Source organism: Lentibacillus populi (genome assembly GCA_014642895.1).
Lineage (GTDB): Bacteria > Bacillota > Bacilli > Bacillales > Amphibacillaceae > Lentibacillus_C > Lentibacillus_C populi.
Genome location: BMJD01000002.1, coordinates 93289 through 110952, shown reverse-complemented (window position 1 = coordinate 110952; position 17664 = coordinate 93289). Strand labels below are relative to the sequence as shown.

Below are 17664 nucleotides of genomic sequence, written 5' to 3'. Positions count from 1 at the left end.
AAGATTTCAATAGGATGCTGCTAATTACCTGTCTGAATTATTTACCATGTAATTTTAAACTTCCATAATTTCTGCTTCTTTATTTTTGGCAAGCTGGTCCAATTTAGCGATGTGGTTATCCGTTTCTTTTTGTACTTCATCTTGCTTGTTGCGTAGTTCATCCTCTGTTAACTCGCCATTTTTTTCCGCTTTTTTCAGTTGATCGTTTGCATCACGGCGAATATTCCGCACTTGCACACGAGCTTCTTCCACATACTTTCCGACAACTTTTACTAATTCTTTGCGTCGTTCCTCGGTTAACGCCGGAATGTTAATCCGAATCACCTGGCCATCGTTTGATGGGGATAAACCTAAATCCGCTTTTTGAATAGCCTTTTCCACATCGCCAACTGATGATTTGTCAAAAGGTGAAATGACCAATAGCCTTGCTTCCGGTGCAGAAATTGTTGCCAATTGGTTAAGTGGTGTAGATGCACCATAATAATCAACATAAATGCTATCCAATAAAGATGGATTTGCACGTCCTGCACGTACGGTAGCTAAACTTTTTGAAAAAGCCTGTACAGCCTGTTCCATTTTTTCACGCATTTGTTTTAGAATAGCTTCTGACATCATTTATTTCCCCCTTATTGTTGTACCAATTGTTTCTCCAAGAACAACCTTTTTAATATTTCCTTCATCAGTTATTGAAAAAACAATCAATGGTATATCGTTATCCATACACAAAGAAGATGCTGTAGAATCCATTACTCCCAACCCTTCATTCAACATTTCCAGAAAGGAGAGATTCTCGTATTTTTCTGCATCCTTATTTACCTTTGGATCATCTGTATAAACACCATCAACATTGTTTTTGGCCATTAAAATTACTTCAGCCTCAATTTCAGCAGCACGTAAAGCAGCAGTCGTATCCGTTGAGAAATACGGATTCCCGGTGCCCGCAGCAAAAATCACAACACGTTTTTTCTCCAAATGGCGAATAGCCTTCCTTCGTATGTAAGGTTCGGCAACCTGACGCATTTCAATCGATGTTTGTACACGTGTTGGTATTCCGATATTTTCCAAGCTGTCCTGGAGTGCAAGGGAATTCATAATCGTTGCCAGCATACCCATGTAATCAGCGGTAGCACGATCCATTCCCATCTCACTGCCAACTTTGCCGCGCCAAATGTTTCCTCCACCAACTACAATGGCTATTTCTACTCCTAGTTCGGCTACTTCTTTAACCTGTGAAGCGATGGATTGCATAATAGTCGGTTCAATTCCATAACCTTGCTTTCCACTTAATGCCTCTCCACTTAATTTTAGTACAATTCTACGGTAACGTGCTGTTGTCATAGTAACCTCCATAGAAATAAATAGTTTTCACCTGAAATGTTGCTCCTCTTACCGGGAAATTCACTTAAGAAACAGGGAACAACAGCCGTGTCCCCTAATTTTTGTATACGCCCAGCTTAGGGTCGAGCGACTTTTGTTTAAAGTAAAGAAAGTATAAAATTTGAGGCGCTATTATGCTTACAGCAGAGCAGGCCACGTCCGGCTCCAGCGCCTTTGTTTATTACTTTTTAACCTGGCTCATAACTTCTTCAGCAAAATTATCTTCCCTTTTTTCCATACCTTCGCCAACTTCATAGCGAACAAAAGCTTTTACTGTTGCCCCTTTATCGGCTACATATTTTTTCACTTTTTGATCTGGATCTTTGACAAAATTTTGCTCGAGTAAGCAAACCTCTTCAAAGAATTTTCCTAAACGGCCTTCTACCATTTTCTCAACGATTTTTTCCGGCTTTCCTTCATTTAGAGCTTGTGTTTTTAATACTTCACGTTCATGATCGACATCTTCTTTGGCAACCTCATCGCGGGAAACATAACGCGGGTTTACAGCCGCCGCATGCATTGCGATATCCTTTGCCAATGTTTCATCTGTAGTACCTTCAAGCAATGATAGAACACCAATACGACCGCCCATATGAAGATAGGCACCAAATGCATCATTGTCTGTTTTGGTTAAAACGGCAAAACGGCGAAGCGAAATTTTCTCCCCGATTTTAGCGATAACAGATTTGATATATGTTTCAACCGTATCCCCTTCACCATGAAGTTTTTGCTGTAATGCCTCTTCAACAGTTGCTGGTTTTAATTTTACAATATGCTTTGCCAATTCGGCTAGTAATTGTTTAAATTGATCATTTTTAGTTACAAAGTCTGTTTCGCAGTTCACTTCCAAAAGAGCTGCTGTATTATTGTCCACCTCGATATAAGTAGAACCTTCTGCCGCGATACGGTCAGCTTTTTTGGCAGCTTTCGCGATCCCTTTTTCACGTAAATAATCAATTGCTTTATCAATATTACCATCTGTTTCCTGAAGTGCCTTTTTACAGTCCATCATGCCTGCTCCAGTTTTTTCACGAAGTTCTTTTACCATTTTTGCTGAAATTGCCATTATATATCCTCCTTAAAAGATTATGTTAGTATGTCTGTGCACTTCTTTAAAAAAGGTGATAAAAGGCTTATCCTCTTATCACCTGTCCTTTTAAACGATTACTCTTCAGCAGCTTCTACTTTTTCCGCTTCAGCTGTTTCAGTTTCTTCTGTCTGTTCTGCTTCCACTTCAGCGGTTTCTTCACCTTGTTTTACCTCAAGGATCGCATCTGCCATTTTTGAAGTAAGAAGTTTAACAGCCCGGATAGCATCATCGTTTGCCGGTATCACATAATCGATTTCGTCCGGGTCACAATTTGTATCAACAATTCCGATAATCGGAATGTTTAATTTATGTGCCTCAGCAATTGCAATACGCTCTTTGCGAGGATCAATAACGAACATAGCATCTGGAAGCTTGTTCATTTCTTTAATTCCACCCAAGAATTTCACAAGACGATCTTTTTCTTTCAATAACCCAACAACTTCTTTTTTCGGAAGTACTTCAAATGTTCCATCCTCTTCCATACGTTCAATGTCTTTAAGACGGTTGATGCGTTTACGGATCGTTTGGAAGTTTGTTAATGTACCACCTAACCAGCGCTGGTTCACATAGTACATGCCTGAGCGTGTCGCTTCATCACGAACAGAATCCTGTGCTTGCTTTTTCGTACCTACGAAAAGAATAGTACCGCCATCAGCAGCGATATCCTTTACGTATTTGTAAGCTTCATCAACCTTTTTCACTGTTTTTTGCAGGTCGATGATGTAAATGCCGTTACGCTCCGTGAAGATGTATTTTTTCATCTTCGGATTCCAGCGGCGTGTCTGATGTCCAAAATGTACACCAGCTTCGAGTAATTGCTTCATCGAAATTACTGACATAATATATCCTCCTATTGGTTTTTTCCCTCCGTTTGTATCATCTTTGCCTAAGAACCATACGAAAACGCTGATGCGTTTTTCCAGAAGCCTGCAGTCAGAGTGGAATGGTTTTTTCTGACCTCCGACCTCCACCTTCTAACCTCTGTTACGGCACCGCTTTTGCAAATCAACAAACGTGTGTGATTAAACTTGTTCACGTATCATGAGTGAACATAGTATTTACACCAAAAATAAATATATCATATGGCTACAATGCAATCAAGCATTATTATTCGTTTCGGCATGTAATTTAATAATAAGTGCTGCTTCCGTTTTTCCGCAATTAAGTCTGCTCGCAATTTCTTCATGTGAAACTCCTTGATCATGAAGCTTTAGAACCCTTGCTTGTAATGAGGTTTCGAGACTATCTTCTACCTCCGGAACAAAAAAATCATTTAATTTATTACTTCCCTTTTCCACCGGTGCAACCGGAGCCTCTGCCTGTTTCTTTTCTTCTTTTGATTCCATAGTATCATTATCGCCAAGTTTTGTTTCCAATAGTCGATTTTCTTCTTTTATTTCAGCTAGATATGTTTCAAAGAGTCCGATTATCTCATCCATGTTAGTTTGTTTTGCCGCTTTGTTTTGCTTTACCAGCTGATAGATGGCTATTAGGGCAGTGATATGCAATAAAAAACTAATAAAAAATAGAAATCCTATCAAAAAAATCCCCTCTATCCAGAAAAATCAATTTTGCCGTCTAAATACGGATGATCCATTTCCTGACCCTCTTCTGTTACCTGCTCCTTATGCTGCTGATCCTGATTTGCCTGTTTGGATTGGCCGGAACCCTGTTTAATGGTCGGCTTTCCCGTTTTTTCAAATTCATTTACACGTTTCCGCTTCTGCTCATCTTTTAGTAATTGACTCGCTGCAAGTGATTCCTGCGAATGCTGCGTTTGTTTCAGCATTTGCTCCTGCAGTTTTCCTGCATCCTGTGACCTTGGGAGGGCCACCTGCATTTCGATGGATTTCCAGCTCAGGATTGATCACTTCCCCTGTTAAAGTGATAAAAGGCTTATCTCATTTTGCTCAAGCCTCATTTGCACGTTTTTGGTTGTTTTATTTATTTTCCGTTTGTATTTTCCAAAGGTTACAATTGTATTACTGTAAAGATAGCCTCTTACACTTAATTTGGCTTCTGTTTCACTGCCGATTTGTCCGTTAAGCTGGCTTAGTTGTTCATCGATTCTGGCAATTTTTTCGATTGTTTGGTTAATTGAATTACGTTGTCTTAACATCGTTATTCGAACTTTAGGGTTTTGTTGATCACGTTGATTCTGCATTTTTTCACCGAGGACCGTTAATTTTTTTCGTGTATCCAGTAATTCCGCTTTTTCAGCCGAAAGTTCCTTTTCTTTGTCCATCATTCGTTTATGAACACCCAAAACAATCTCGGTTTGCGTACTCATTCGGTTGCCAATATCTTTTGCTTCAACCGATTTTCCGGCCGATAAAATACCGCCGATAATATTACCTTTTTGACAGTAAATATGACACCTGGCTGTACATTCACTATGTAAAATCGAACGCTCAACATAGATATCATCTCCAGCATGGGCAATTCCCTGGTTGATATACCCGACATGGATGTTACCATCAGCCTTGATAGAACCTTTTCGGAGTCCGGCGAAGCCTTCCGAGATAAAAATGGATCCGCCAGCAATCAATGTTGCCGCTTCCACCATACCATATATTTTGATATCCCCTCCCGCTTTCACTGTATAGCCTGTTGGTACATCTCCATGTATGACAATGGATCCAACAAAATCCAAATTCCCATCCTTCATTGACAATGTTTCATTTATTTGATAAACCTCATACACCTGAATGGAACGAGGATTTATGCTAACCTGTCCTTCTGCTGTCGCATAAAAAGAGTGATCCTGTTCATGATAAACGACATTTTTTCCTGCCTTTACTAATACAGGTTTCCCTGGCCGCGCCTTAATCTCCTTACCGAATATATCGATTCCGTTTTTTCCATCTCCCGGCATCGTAATCGTCGCGAGCCGCTGCCCTTTTTGTACGGAAGGAATGCGCATCACATCGCGAAAATTCCAATCGGCCGTTTTTTCAAATTCAGTATCGAAATTAAGCCCATACGTAATCGTACCATTTTCACCATGTTGTGCAAGTTGCCCTCTTGCAACAATAACCGGAAATTCAACCACAGACAGATCGGAAACGATTAATCGGATTGTATCATGAAGCACTCCGTAGCAAACCTTTTTCTCTTTTAGGATGTTAATTATTCCGTTTTCGGTGAGCTCCAGATCACCGTCAATGGGCTTATCTGTTCGATACAAACTGGCATGTAACCGATCATTTGATATGTTAATATAAAAATAGTTCTGCAAATCCCCCATTTTAATATCCCCTTTTACTTAACGTTGTAAAAGATTGTTCAACATTCAAATCAAACTTGTCAGCCTATGCTAAAGCGTGAATCTTTTGTAACGTATTTCGCAGCTTAAAGATTGCTTTGCGATGGATTTGAGAAATTCTCGACGTTGTTAACCCTAAAACCTGGCCAATTTCGGTCAATGTCAACTCCTGGTGGTAAAATAAACTAATCACCATTTGTTCGTTATCATTCAGCTGTTTTATTCCTTTTGCAAGCTCCAAATGAAGTTCTGATTTGATCATCTGTTCATCCGGTAAAATCGATGCCTCATCTGGTATGATATACCCAATCCCCTCCTTATGATCATTTGTCATGTCTTTTGGTTTGTCTTCAATGGACAAGACATTAGCAAAAAGTGTGTCGCGCACTAAAGTTTCCACTTCTTCCCGGTTCATCCCCACCTTTACAGCGATTTCCTCCGAATTAGGAGAACGCTGAAGCTGCTGCTCCAGTTCCTGGGAAGCTTTTTCTATTTTTTTCGTCTTTTCCCGGATGGAACGGGGAAGCCAATCCTCTCTTCTTAAACCATCAATTATGGCACCGCGGATACGAAACGATGCATAGGTGTCAAATTTAAGATCTCGTTTGGAATCAAATTTATTTAACGCATCAAACAACCCAATTAGACCAAAACTTTTTATGTCATCCTTACTGACATTATTCGGCAAATGACTAGAAATTCTTTCCACATGAAACATTACCAAATACATATAGTTCTCAATCAATTCATTTGCTGCCTCTTGATCCTTATCGTGTAGCCAACTTTCCCAGAGTCGTTGTTCCAGAGGAGATGTTTTCGTTGTCATTTTTACGCTCGCCCCTCCCATGATTGCTTTAAGTGCTTGTTCAAAAAGTCGACAAATCGGGTCTAGAAGGTCGGGACGGCGTAGCTCCCGAGCATCGGGCTTGCACGGGAAATGCTAACTTCTGCGTTGGTGATTGCCGTGGGTGATTTTAGCAGAGCCCCCCTGCTGACTCCTACGTTCGCCGCTCATTATTTGGTGACTTTTTCAACATCTTCTTCAAATACATGCTTCTCCCTGATTTATTGTACGTATCTTCAATTTCCCTGTTTCTGGATTAAATTCAATGGTTCTGCCACAGTTTCCACCAACATCAGATGCAACGATTGGAATCTGATGATCACGCAGCTTCCCTTTAACAGCTTCAACATTTCTTGGCCCGATCCGCATTATTTCGCTTGCTGATGAAAACTGAAACATTTGCGCACCACCAGCCAGCTTTGCCTTTAAAACATGCTTTCTCGCACCGCTTGCACACAATCTTTCGATTAAAATATCGATTGCCGTGTCGGCGTATTTATAGTTATTTACTGTTTTTTGCTTGTTCATCGTTGAATCAGGGAGCATGATATGCGCAAGACCCGCAACCTGCTTCGGTGGATCGTAAAGTACCACACCAACACATGAGCCAAGCCCGGAGGTACGTATTGTGTTTGGCGGGAATACAATATTCAGATCCGCTATGCCAACTTTGACGACGATCCCAGTCTCATGCATGATCAGTAATCCCTAAACTGGTAAATAGTTTCTTAAATGAAGCCGGATCAGGCAATAACAGGAAATGACCGTGAATACCAGCTACGCTTGATTGTTCATTTATTTTTGTATCGATAATAATTGCGTAATCAGATACCTGTGATAACTCAACTAAGCCAACTGCCAAAATCGCTCCTGCCATATCTATACTTAAGGATGGTACAGAAGGCTGCATATTAATATTCGTAAAGTCAGCTAAGGCCGAAAGATAGGAGCCTGCCAAAATATTTCCGACCTCTTGCAGTGCCGAGATAGCTAGTTCACTTGGTCCTTTATCTCCGACAAGGGAAAATTCCTTATCTGACGTTATCTCTCGCACCAAATATTCCGCTTCCTTTTTTGTTAAAATGAAATAAACGGTTCCAGGTGCTTGTCCCTGGATGCGAATAAAGACAGCAGCAATTAATTCCTCGGGACCGCCGATTAGCTCCATTACTTCATCAAAAGCTACTATTTTGACAGAGGGAACTTGCATATCGATTTTCTTATTAATTAATTTTGCCATGGACGTAGCAGCATTTCCTGCACCAATATTGCCGATTTCACGAAGCACATCCAATTGTATGTGTGAAAACTGATCGGTAAAATCCATCGTTTTTTATCCTTCCACCGATTTCAATTGTTTTATTTCATTTTTTGAGAGAACCTTCTGCAGATTCAAAAGGATTAATAGCCGATTTTTCAACTTCGCAACCCCTTCAAGATAATCTACATCAACCGTTCCAACCACTTCCGGTGCCGGTTCAATCGAACTTTCCGGGATATCGATCACATCGTTTGCAGCATCAACAATTAAGCCGACTTCGATATCATCCATATAAACGATAATGATTCTTGTCGCCTCACTATATTCTGCTTCCTCAATGCCAAACCGTTTTCTTAGGTCGATGATTGGTGTCACTACACCGCGCATATTAATTACACCTTTAACAAAATCAGCCGTTTGCGGCACTCGAGTAATTGGCTCAATCCGCTCAATTGAACCAACCTGTTCTACAGAAACAGCATACTCCTCATTCTTTAATTGAAATACGATTACCTTTTTATCCAGTACAGCCTCATTTTCCATGATAATCCTCCTGTAATGTTATTTTTGAACATCCACTACTATTTAATTAATGCATTACAATCAATAATCAATGCTACTTGTCCATCACCAAGAATGGTTGCACCGGAAATTGCAAAGACATCGGTTAAGTAGTTACCAAGCGATTTTAAGACAATTTCCTGCTGGCCGATAAACGAATCAACAACAAGTCCTGCCAGTTTATCCCCTTTTCTGGCAATGACAATCGATTCATACTCTTGCTGTTCCGGGTCCTTCCCTTGAACGGCAAAGATGTCCTTTAAAAATACTAACGGAATAACCTTCCCACGGAAATCGATCACCTTTTTACGATGTGCATGCATGATATCATCTTTATGAATAATCGCAGTTTCAATGACGGATGATAAAGGAATCGCATATTTCTCCGTTTGCAATTCGATTAACAGAACGGAAATAATCGACAGGGTTAATGGTAACTGGATGGAAAAGGTAGAACCTTTGCCCACCTCTGCAGCAATGGAAATATTCCCACCTAATGATTCAATTGTATTTTTTACAACATCTAATCCGACACCACGCCCCGATATATCGGAAATGGTATCTGCAGTTGAAAATCCGCTTGCCATGATCAGTTCGTAGATTTGGTTATCGGTTAATGATTTGGCCTGATTCTGACTGATCACTGCATTCGCAATGGCTTTTTTCAGAACTTTGTCTTTATTGATTCCAGCGCCATCATCGGAAATTTCGATAAAAACATGGTTGCCGCTATGATAAGCTTCCAGTTTAATCGTTCCTTGTTCCGGCTTTCCTTTCTGTCTGCGTATCTCAGGTGTTTCAATTCCGTGATCCATCGCGTTGCGGATCAAATGAACCAGGGGATCACCAATTTCATCAATCACCGTCCGGTCAAGCTCTGTCTCTGCACCAATGATTTCTATCTCAACATTTTTGTTTAAATCACGTGCCAATTGCCGGATCATGCGGGGAAATCGGTTAAATACCTGATCAACCGGTACCATCCTTATCGTTAGAATAATAGATTGCAAATCGCCGGAAACTCTTGTCATCCGCTCTACTGTTTCTTGCAGATCGCTATGATTTAAGTCCATGGAGATCTGTTCTAAACGCCCCCGGTCAATCACCAGCTCCTCAAATAGATTCATTAAAACATCCAGCCGGTCGATATTGACCCGGATCGTTTTGTTATAGGTGCTTTTCCCTTGTTGTTTTAAGGTTATTTCTTCGGTCTTTGTTTCCTTCGTTTGCTGTACAGGTTTTTCAGCAGTCTGTTGCTGCTTTGCCTGCTCCTGTTTATACCCGGAAATGGAAAAAGGATTAATCGTAACCTGTTTAATCTCGGATACTTTATTGATTTTCTCCGCAATCTCCCTTTGGTTGCAGCGGGAAACGAACAATACGGTAAAGGAACTTTCGAAATTCTCATCTTCCAGATCATTAACGGATGGTTCTGATTTAATTACTTCTCCAAGTTTCTCCAATACTTCAAATACCATAAATACCCTGGCGCCTTTTAACAGGCAATCCGCCCTGAGCTCTACCGTAATTTCAAAATTTCCAAATCCGCGTTCTGCCGATTCATTCAGGATAGACAACTCAAATTCATTTAAAGACGTAATGGTTTCCAATGCGTTGGCCGGCTCGCCAGTTTTTTTGTCATCAGTTGTCTCTTTGTTCTCAATGGCGTCCAAATGTGCTGTAACCTGATGAACGTCCCGGTTTCCATTACCTCCTGCTGCAATATCTTCTACCATTGCAGTTAAATGATCGACCGCATCAAATAAAACATCCATCATTTCCGTTTTTACCTTTATCTTGTCGTAGCGGATCCCATCAAACACATTTTCCAATTTATGTGTCAATGTTGCCAAATCATTGTATCCCATCGTAGCAGACATGCCTTTTAGGGTATGTGCAGCTCGAAAAATCTCATCGATAATTGTTTTTTCAGCTGGATTTTTCTCCAGTGCCAATAACTGTTTATATAAAGACTCCAGATGTTCTCTGCTTTCATCAAGAAATACATCCAAATACTCTGTCGTATCCATGCTACTTCCCCCTTAAGCTTTCAGCAAACTGTGCAATCGTGTCACCAATTTTATGTAAATGCCTGATATAGTTCACACAATTTGTTTTTACAGCTGATTTTGGCATGCCGTACACGATCGATGATTCTTCGGCTTCAGCGATGACAATTGTATTTTTGTCTCGTTGTTTTAATTGGATAATTCCTTGTGACCCATCGTGCCCCATGCCAGTTAATACAACAGCGATTTTATTCACGTTATCCTGTAGTGCCAATGATTCAAATAACACATCAACAGCAGGCCTGTGCCCAAATAGTTCATTTTCCTGTGTTAATTCAATAGCTAAGGCGGTACCTGCCTTTCGTATTTTCATATGAAAATTGCCGGGAGCAATATATGCTGTTTCCGGTTGGATTATTTCCCCATGAACCGCTTCCCTTACATGAATTCCAGCCAGCGCATTCAACCGCGTTGCAAGTGATTTTGTAAATCCGGCTGGCATATGCTGCACAATTAAAATCGGTGCCGGAAAATCGGCCGGTAATTCGGTTAAAATTTGCTGCAGTGCTTTCGGCCCTCCAGTTGACGATCCAATTGCTACAACTGTCTTTGCATGTGGCCGTAAAGGTTTTTCGATCTGCTGTGCTCTAATTGGATGTTGTGTTTTTGATTCCCTTTTCGGTAATACAGCATGTGCAGCTGTAACAACCTTTCTAATAATTTCCCGTTTGATCCTGGTAATATCCAACGAGATAGCGCCAGATGGTTTCGTAATGAAATCGACCGCACCATTAGAGATAGCTTGAATCGTTTTATCGGTTCCAGCTGCCGTCACACTGGAAACCATCACCACCGGAAGTGGCCGTTCCTCCATTATTTTCTGCAATGTCGTTATTCCATCCATTATCGGCATTTCCACGTCCAATGTCACAACATCAGGTGATAAGTGCTTTATCTTTTTTATTCCATCATTTCCATTTCGTGCGGTTCCGACAAGTTCCAGACGGTCATCACTTCCAATGATATCGGAAATCATTCTCCGCATAAAAGCTGAATCATCAATAACTAAAACACGGATCGGCTTCATTGCTTGTTCCTCTCTGTCATGAACCGTTTTACTTTTTGTACGAATGAAAGGGATTCCTGTTGATTAAGGCTGATTTCGTTTGCCAGATAACTGGTCACGATTTGTTTAAGTGCTCTTGAAACGGGTGCTTTGCTGTTCAATAATAGATAAGGAATTTGCCTGGTCACCGCCGTTTGGACTGTTTTATCATCCGGCAAAACCCCCATTGGGAAAACATTCACCTGTAAAAATCGGAAAACAACCCGTTGGAATTGATTTAGTACTTTTGTCCCGAATTTTGCTGTACGAGATCGGTTCATTACTACATATATCGGCATATTTCGCTGTTTGTTTACAATATGTTTAGTCATTCCGTATGCGTCTGTGATGGATGTTGGTTCTGGTGTTGTAACGACAATACACTCATCGGCTGCCATGACAAACGCCAAACTGTCACTTGTTGTGCCTGCACCCATATCAAAAATTATATAATCATACTTTGGAATCAGATCATTGTACTGTTCAAGGAAATAATTCATTTTCATCTTGTCCATTGTAAAAAATTCGGACAACCCCGAACCGGCAGCAATATAATCCAAATTGTTCGGTCCTATTTCCAAACAATCCCTAAATGCCAACTGATCGGCCAGCATGTCAACGATCGTTTTATTTGTTTGCATACCTAGTAAAATATCAATATTTCCCATACCAACGTCTAAATCAAACAAAAGAACTTTTTTGCGTTTATCTAAAAGCTCTAATGCAAAGTTCAGAGCGAAATTGGATTTGCCGACACCACCCTTTCCACTGACAATGGCTATTGTTTTTGCATGGGTCTGATTATTTTTCACAGCTAACTTTTGCCTTAATTTCGCCGCCTGATCATCTGGCATCATAATCACCCACTAGTAAATTACTGATAACCTCTGCTGACGGGGCTAGTAAATCGTCTGGAACATCCTGCCCGTTTGTCAAATAGGCAATTCCAATTCCATAACGTAATAGAACATTAAGTATGCTGCCGTACTCCCTTGTTTCGTCAATTTTTGTAAAAATTAGCGAATTAATCGGTATGTGCTGAAATTGTTCATATATTGCCAGAATATCGTTTGACTTTGCCGTCAGCGATAAAACAAGATAGGTTTCCACCTGTTCATCAAAATTAATAGTCTTATTTAATTCTTCGACATAGTGTTTATCACGGAAATTTCGACCTGCTGTATCCACAAAAATCAAGTCATACTCCTGAAATTTTGCGATGGCCGCTTGGTAATCGTTCCTATTGTAAGCTACTTCGATTGGCACATCTAATATCCGCGCATATGTTTTCAATTGTTCAATTGCGGCTATTCGGTACGTGTCGGCGGTAATAAAGGCAACCTTTTTGTTATCATGTAGCGTGCAAACTGCAGCAAGCTTCGCGAGTGTTGTCGTTTTCCCAACACCGGTTGGACCGACAACCTGAATAATTTTTTTCTCATATGTAATACCGTGAAATGGTAAATCCCCGATCCGCTTTTGAATCTCCTCTTTCGTATCTTGAAAAATTTGCGCTTGTTCTGGAGTAAACCCATCACGCCGATGGTTTTCAATAATTTCACTAACTAATGTTGCAGCCAGACTCTCGGAAACCTCCTGATCTTGCAAATGCTGGTAAACAGCTTGATACTCGAACGGGAATTCCATTTTAGTTCCAGCTCGTTGCCATTCCATCATTTTCTTTAACTGTTTAATTTCCTTAATTACAGGATCTGTTTGATCGTTTTTCGCTTCAGCATTTTGGCTGACAACTGGTTCGGGAACAGGTTCCCTTTTTGGCTTTTGCGGTTGTGGATCCAGTGCCGCAATGACTTCTATTTTCCGTTTTTTAAACAAACCGAGCATACCGCCAGCTTGTACTTCCTTCGAATGAAGAATGACTGCATCTGTCCCAAGCTCCTTACGAATTTGCTGCATTGCTTCCGGCATTGTTGGTGCTATATATTTTTTTACTTTCACGCAACATTCACCACCCCAACACTTTGAACCTGTACATCTGGTTCAAGTTCGTTATATGACAGGACAATAACCTGTGGTAAAAAACGGTCGATCAATTGTTTCACGTACATACGAATTGCCGGTGAACATAGGACAATCGCTGTCTCCTCCTGTAATGCAAGTTTTTCTACCTCATCATGCAGGGTTGTAACGATTTCCTGCTGGGATTCCGGATCCAATGATAAATAATTTCCATGTTCTGTCTGTTGAATATTTTCCGCTACTCGTTTTTCTACTTTGCCGGAAATGGTAATAACTTTTAACTCTTTATCATTGCTAGCGTATTGTTTGGTAATTTGCGCGGACAATGCCTGTCTTACATATTCCGTTAACAGCTCCGTATCATTTGTCATCCGGGAAAAGTCGGCAAGTGTCTCAAAAATAACTGGCAAATTACGGATAGAAATATTTTCTTTTAATAATTTGGCTAAAACTTTTTGGATATCGCCAATAGCAAGTGGCTCTGGTGTAACTTCTTCGACCAGGATCGGATAGCTTTCCTTTAAATGATCGACAAGTTGTTTTGTTTCCTGCCGGCCTATCAATGTATGGGCCTGCCGCTTTAGTACCTCTGTGATGTGCGTAGAGACAACCGATGGCGTGTCGACTACTGTATAGCCGGACAATTCAGCCTCATCTTTATTTTCCTCGCTTATCCATTTGGCGGGTAAGCCAAAAGCCGGTTCTTTTGTTTCGATCCCCTCTAGTAAATCTTCATCAGGATCCGGTGTCATTGCCAAATAATGATCCAGAAGCAGTTCACCGGAAGCAACTTCATTCCCTTTTATTTTTAAACGGTATTCATTGGGATTAAGCTGAATATTATCACGGATTCTTACAACAGGAATAACAATCCCTAGCTCGATTGCCAGTTGTCGCCGTATCATTATAACCCTGTCCAGCAGATCACCGCCTTGATTGGCATCAACTAATGGGATCAGTGCATAGCCGAATTCAAATTCAATCGGATCCATGCTAAGCAGGCTGACAACATTTTCTGGTGCCTTCATCGCCGAAGACTCCTGCTGCTCCTCTTCTTCCGTGTCCGGTACCTCGGAAACGCTTTGCTGTTTTAATAGCAAATAACCACTCAGCGCTAGTAGTGCAGCAAGTAATGTTGTTAAGAAAAAGTTAATCGGTGTAAGTCCAAGCAAAAAAATAGTTCCGGCAGCAATAAATAACAATTTTGGATACCGGAGCAGCTGTCCCGTTACTTCAGTACCTAAATTTCCATCACTGCTGGCTCTGGTTACGACAATCCCTGTTGCCGTTGAAATCAATAATGCCGGAATTTGACTAACTAACCCATCTCCTACTGTCAGTCGCATAAACGTATTGATCGCTTCCTGAAATGACATGTCCATCTGTACGATGCCAATTATTAGCCCAAAAATGATATTAATTAAGACAATGATAATCCCAGCAATCGCATCCCCTTTAACAAATTTGCTGGCACCATCCATCGAGCCATGAAAGTCTGCTTCGGCTTCCACCTTTTCACGTCGTTCCTTTGCCTGCTGCTCCGATATTAAACCGGCATTTAAATCAGCATCAATGCTCATTTGCTTCCCAGGCATAGCGTCCAGTGAAAATCGTGCTGCCACTTCCGATACACGCTCAGATCCTTTGGTAATAACCAAAAAGTTGATGATTACCAAGATAATAAACACGACAAATCCAACAAGCGGATTATCACCGATTACAAAGGATCCGAACGTATCTACCACTCCACCGGCATCCCCTTCCGACAAAATGGATCTCGTTGTTGAGACATTAAGCCCTAGTCGAAATAAGGTTAATAGTAAGATCAATGTAGGAAAAACGGAAAATTGCAACGTATCCTGTGTGTTCATTGATACTAAAATAACAATAAGTGCGAGCGATATATTACATAAAATAAGAACACTTAAGAGCCATCCTGGAAGCGGCACAACTAACATTACAATGATTAAAATAACACCTAATAAAACCGATAAATCACGTGCTTTCACGGATCTCACCCCTGTCTGTACTAAACCTTTTTTTCCATTCGATAGACATATGCCAGAATCTCGGCCACAGCCTGGTAAAATTCTTCCGGTATTACGTCACCGATTTCAATAGCATCGTATAACGCACGGGCCAGCGGTCGATTCTCAACTGTCATTACCTTATTTTTTCGTGCAATTTCTTTAATGCGAAACGCCAGGTGATCAACACCCTTTGCGACAACGTACGGTGCACTTGCCTTTGCTTCCTCATATTTAATAGCAATAGCAAAATGGGTTGGATTCGTAATAACGACATCTGCAGCAGGTACTTCACTCATCATCCTTCTTGTGGCCATTTGCCGCTGTTTCTCCTTGATTTTTGATTTGATTAATGGATCCCCTTCGATATTTTTATATTCATCTTTAATATCCTGTTTGGACATTTTGATATTTTTTTCAAAATCATATCGTTGATAGGCATAATCAAATACAGCCAAAAATAACAAAGCAATCGTTGCGGCCATTCCCATAATGATCGTAACCTTGCCAAAAAAGGCCAATGCGCTGTCAACATTTTTAAATGAAAGCATCATCATGTCATCTTTGTACATCCAGATGACCGCAAACGTGATGACGCCAATGAAAACAATTTTTAATAATGACTTCAGCAATTCAACCAATGCACGGATGGAAAAGATTTTCTTTGCCCCTTTAATGGGGTCAATTTTTTTTAAATCAAATTTCAATGGTTCGGTTGTAAATAAAAACCCTATTTGCATAAAGTTGGCGGCTAACCCGGCAATAATCGCGATTAATATAATTGGTGCAAGCATTTTTGCTGTTTCAATCGTAGATTCTATAAAGACCTGATGAACGGTATTCTCGGTTACATTCCATTGAATATATTCTGTAAAAGCATGGCTGTATAAGGCTGTCATGCTATCCTTCATAAAGCCGCCAAACAGAAATAATATTAGAAAGCAAAACAGCAGCAGAAATGCTGTATTAATATCCTGACTCTTTGCAACCTGCCCTTTTTTCCGGGAATCCTGCCGTTTTTTCGGAGTGGCTTTTTCCGTCTTTTCACCTGCAAAAAATTGTAAATCCAGCTTTAATGACAAATTAAGCACCTCCGAATATTTGCATTAATCCCCTCATCGTGTCGAACATGGTTGAAAACAGATTTTTCACCAGCACGACATATAAGCTAAGGAAAAACAAAATAACTACAAAGCTAACACCGATTTTCAATGGTAATCCAACGACAAATACATTAAGCTGCGGCACCGTTCTGGCGATGATTCCTAACGCGACATCGACCAGAAACAAACAACCAACAATCGGAATCGCCATTTGAAATGCTATTAAAAACATCTGATTAAATGTGTCAATTACAAAATCGGCGATTGACCCGTTATGAAACGGGATAAATGCATCAATTGGAATCAGCTGATAGCTATAATACATTCCATCGATTAACAAATAGTGTCCATTGACCGATAATAGAAACAGGAGGGCAATCATATAAAAATATTGTCCTGTTAACGGGCTTTGTGCACCGGTTTGTGGATCGATAACATTTGCAATTGCAAAGCCCATTTGAAAATCAATAAATCCGCCAGCTATCTGGATTGCCGCTAAAATAATATAGGCGATTAACCCAACGAACAGCCCGACTATTGCCTCTTTCATCAGCAGCAAAAAATACGTTTCGTTTATTGGTATTTCGGATGCATCAACCGTATAAACAAAAATTAATGCCAAAAAAAAGCTGAAACCTATTTTAAACGGTGCAGGAATTGTTCGATACGAAAACAATGGCAACGTTACGAAAAAGGCAGCAATCCGTACAAAAATGAGCAAAAAAGCCGGTACAGTAGTAAAATTGATCATATCCAACATGTTTTACCCTACAAACTGATTTAAATTTTGGTACAAATCTACAGTAAACTCAATCATTTTTGTCAGCATCCATGGCCCGAAAAAGACCATCCCAACCAGGACAGCAACTATTTTAGGTATAAAAGCTAAAGTCTGTTCCTGAATTTGTGTTGTTGCCTGGAATATACTAACAAGCAGTCCGACTGCGAGCGCCAGGATAAGCAGTGGTCCTGTCACAAGTAAGATCGTATAAATTCCCTTTTCTGCTAACGCTAAAACAAATTCACTATTCAACCGAACACA

General features: G+C 40.4%; 19 protein-coding genes. All 19 read right to left on the bottom strand.

Going from position 1 to position 17664, the window contains the following annotated elements; all coding sequences use genetic code 11:
• Window positions 1-54: 54 nt before the first annotated feature.
• Window positions 55-612, bottom strand: coding sequence for a ribosome recycling factor (gene frr / locus IEX12_RS02440; protein WP_088050986.1), 558 nt, complete (start codon window positions 610-612; stop codon window positions 55-57).
• Between the two features lie 3 nt (window positions 613-615).
• Window positions 616-1338 (bottom strand): UMP kinase, encoded by a 723-nt coding sequence (gene pyrH / locus IEX12_RS02435; protein ID WP_088050227.1) that lies wholly within the window; start codon window positions 1336-1338, stop codon window positions 616-618.
• A 220-nt stretch (window positions 1339-1558) separates the two neighbouring features.
• Window positions 1559-2443, bottom strand: coding sequence for a translation elongation factor Ts (gene tsf / locus IEX12_RS02430; RefSeq protein ID WP_088050226.1), 885 nt, complete (start codon window positions 2441-2443; stop codon window positions 1559-1561).
• Between the two features lie 98 nt (window positions 2444-2541).
• A complete protein-coding gene (gene rpsB / locus IEX12_RS02425) occupies window positions 2542-3306 on the bottom strand; it encodes a 30S ribosomal protein S2 (protein ID WP_088050225.1) in 765 nt (254 codons plus the stop codon).
• Between the two features lie 258 nt (window positions 3307-3564).
• Window positions 3565-4008 carry a DUF6115 domain-containing protein gene (locus IEX12_RS02420; protein WP_088050224.1) on the bottom strand — a complete coding sequence of 148 codons (444 nt, stop codon included), beginning with the start codon at window positions 4006-4008 and terminating at the stop codon, window positions 3565-3567.
• A gap of 11 nt (window positions 4009-4019) precedes the next feature.
• Window positions 4020-4307 carry a hypothetical protein gene (locus IEX12_RS02415; RefSeq protein WP_230856020.1) on the bottom strand — a complete coding sequence of 96 codons (288 nt, stop codon included), beginning with the start codon at window positions 4305-4307 and terminating at the stop codon, window positions 4020-4022.
• A 39-nt stretch (window positions 4308-4346) separates the two neighbouring features.
• Entirely contained in the window at window positions 4347-5714 is a 1368-nt protein-coding gene (locus IEX12_RS02410) for a flagellar assembly protein A (protein WP_088050222.1), read from the bottom strand.
• 64 nt (window positions 5715-5778) lie between these two features.
• Window positions 5779-6558 (bottom strand): FliA/WhiG family RNA polymerase sigma factor, encoded by a 780-nt coding sequence (locus IEX12_RS02405; RefSeq protein WP_088050221.1) that lies wholly within the window; start codon window positions 6556-6558, stop codon window positions 5779-5781.
• Between the two features lie 216 nt (window positions 6559-6774).
• Entirely contained in the window at window positions 6775-7272 is a 498-nt protein-coding gene (locus IEX12_RS02400; protein ID WP_088050220.1) for a chemotaxis protein CheD, read from the bottom strand.
• Window positions 7265-7903 carry a chemotaxis protein CheC gene (locus tag IEX12_RS02395; protein WP_088050219.1) on the bottom strand — a complete coding sequence of 213 codons (639 nt, stop codon included), beginning with the start codon at window positions 7901-7903 and terminating at the stop codon, window positions 7265-7267. Before IEX12_RS02395 ends, IEX12_RS02400 begins: the two co-directional genes overlap by 8 nt.
• 6 nt (window positions 7904-7909) lie before the next feature.
• Window positions 7910-8380, bottom strand: coding sequence for a chemotaxis protein CheW (locus tag IEX12_RS02390; protein ID WP_188724610.1), 471 nt, complete (start codon window positions 8378-8380; stop codon window positions 7910-7912).
• A gap of 38 nt (window positions 8381-8418) precedes the next feature.
• A complete protein-coding gene (locus IEX12_RS02385) occupies window positions 8419-10428 on the bottom strand; it encodes a chemotaxis protein CheA (RefSeq protein ID WP_088050217.1) in 2010 nt (669 codons plus the stop codon).
• A 1-nt stretch (window position 10429) separates the two neighbouring features.
• Window positions 10430-11494: a protein-glutamate methylesterase/protein-glutamine glutaminase gene (locus IEX12_RS02380; protein WP_102415265.1), complete on the bottom strand. Its 1065-nt coding sequence runs from the start codon at window positions 11492-11494 to the stop codon at window positions 10430-10432.
• Window positions 11491-12366, bottom strand: coding sequence for a MinD/ParA family protein (locus IEX12_RS02375; protein WP_088050215.1), 876 nt, complete (start codon window positions 12364-12366; stop codon window positions 11491-11493). Before IEX12_RS02375 ends, IEX12_RS02380 begins: the two co-directional genes overlap by 4 nt.
• Entirely contained in the window at window positions 12356-13471 is a 1116-nt protein-coding gene (flhF, locus tag IEX12_RS02370) for a flagellar biosynthesis GTPase FlhF (protein WP_088050214.1), read from the bottom strand. Before flhF ends, IEX12_RS02375 begins: the two co-directional genes overlap by 11 nt.
• The gene (gene flhA / locus IEX12_RS02365; protein WP_155554366.1) at window positions 13468-15501 is read right to left on the bottom strand and encodes a flagellar biosynthesis protein FlhA; all 2034 of its coding nucleotides are present in this window, start codon (window positions 15499-15501) and stop codon (window positions 13468-13470) included. Before flhA ends, flhF begins: the two co-directional genes overlap by 4 nt.
• 20 nt (window positions 15502-15521) lie before the next feature.
• Window positions 15522-16601, bottom strand: a complete 1080-nt coding sequence (gene flhB, locus IEX12_RS02360; RefSeq protein WP_102415267.1) for a flagellar biosynthesis protein FlhB — start codon at window positions 16599-16601, stop codon at window positions 15522-15524.
• 1 nt (window position 16602) lies between these two features.
• Window positions 16603-17382 (bottom strand): flagellar biosynthetic protein FliR, encoded by a 780-nt coding sequence (gene fliR, locus IEX12_RS02355; protein ID WP_088050211.1) that lies wholly within the window; start codon window positions 17380-17382, stop codon window positions 16603-16605.
• A gap of 3 nt (window positions 17383-17385) precedes the next feature.
• Window positions 17386-17655: a flagellar biosynthesis protein FliQ gene (gene fliQ / locus IEX12_RS02350; RefSeq protein WP_088050210.1), complete on the bottom strand. Its 270-nt coding sequence runs from the start codon at window positions 17653-17655 to the stop codon at window positions 17386-17388.
• Window positions 17656-17664 lie beyond the last annotated feature (9 nt).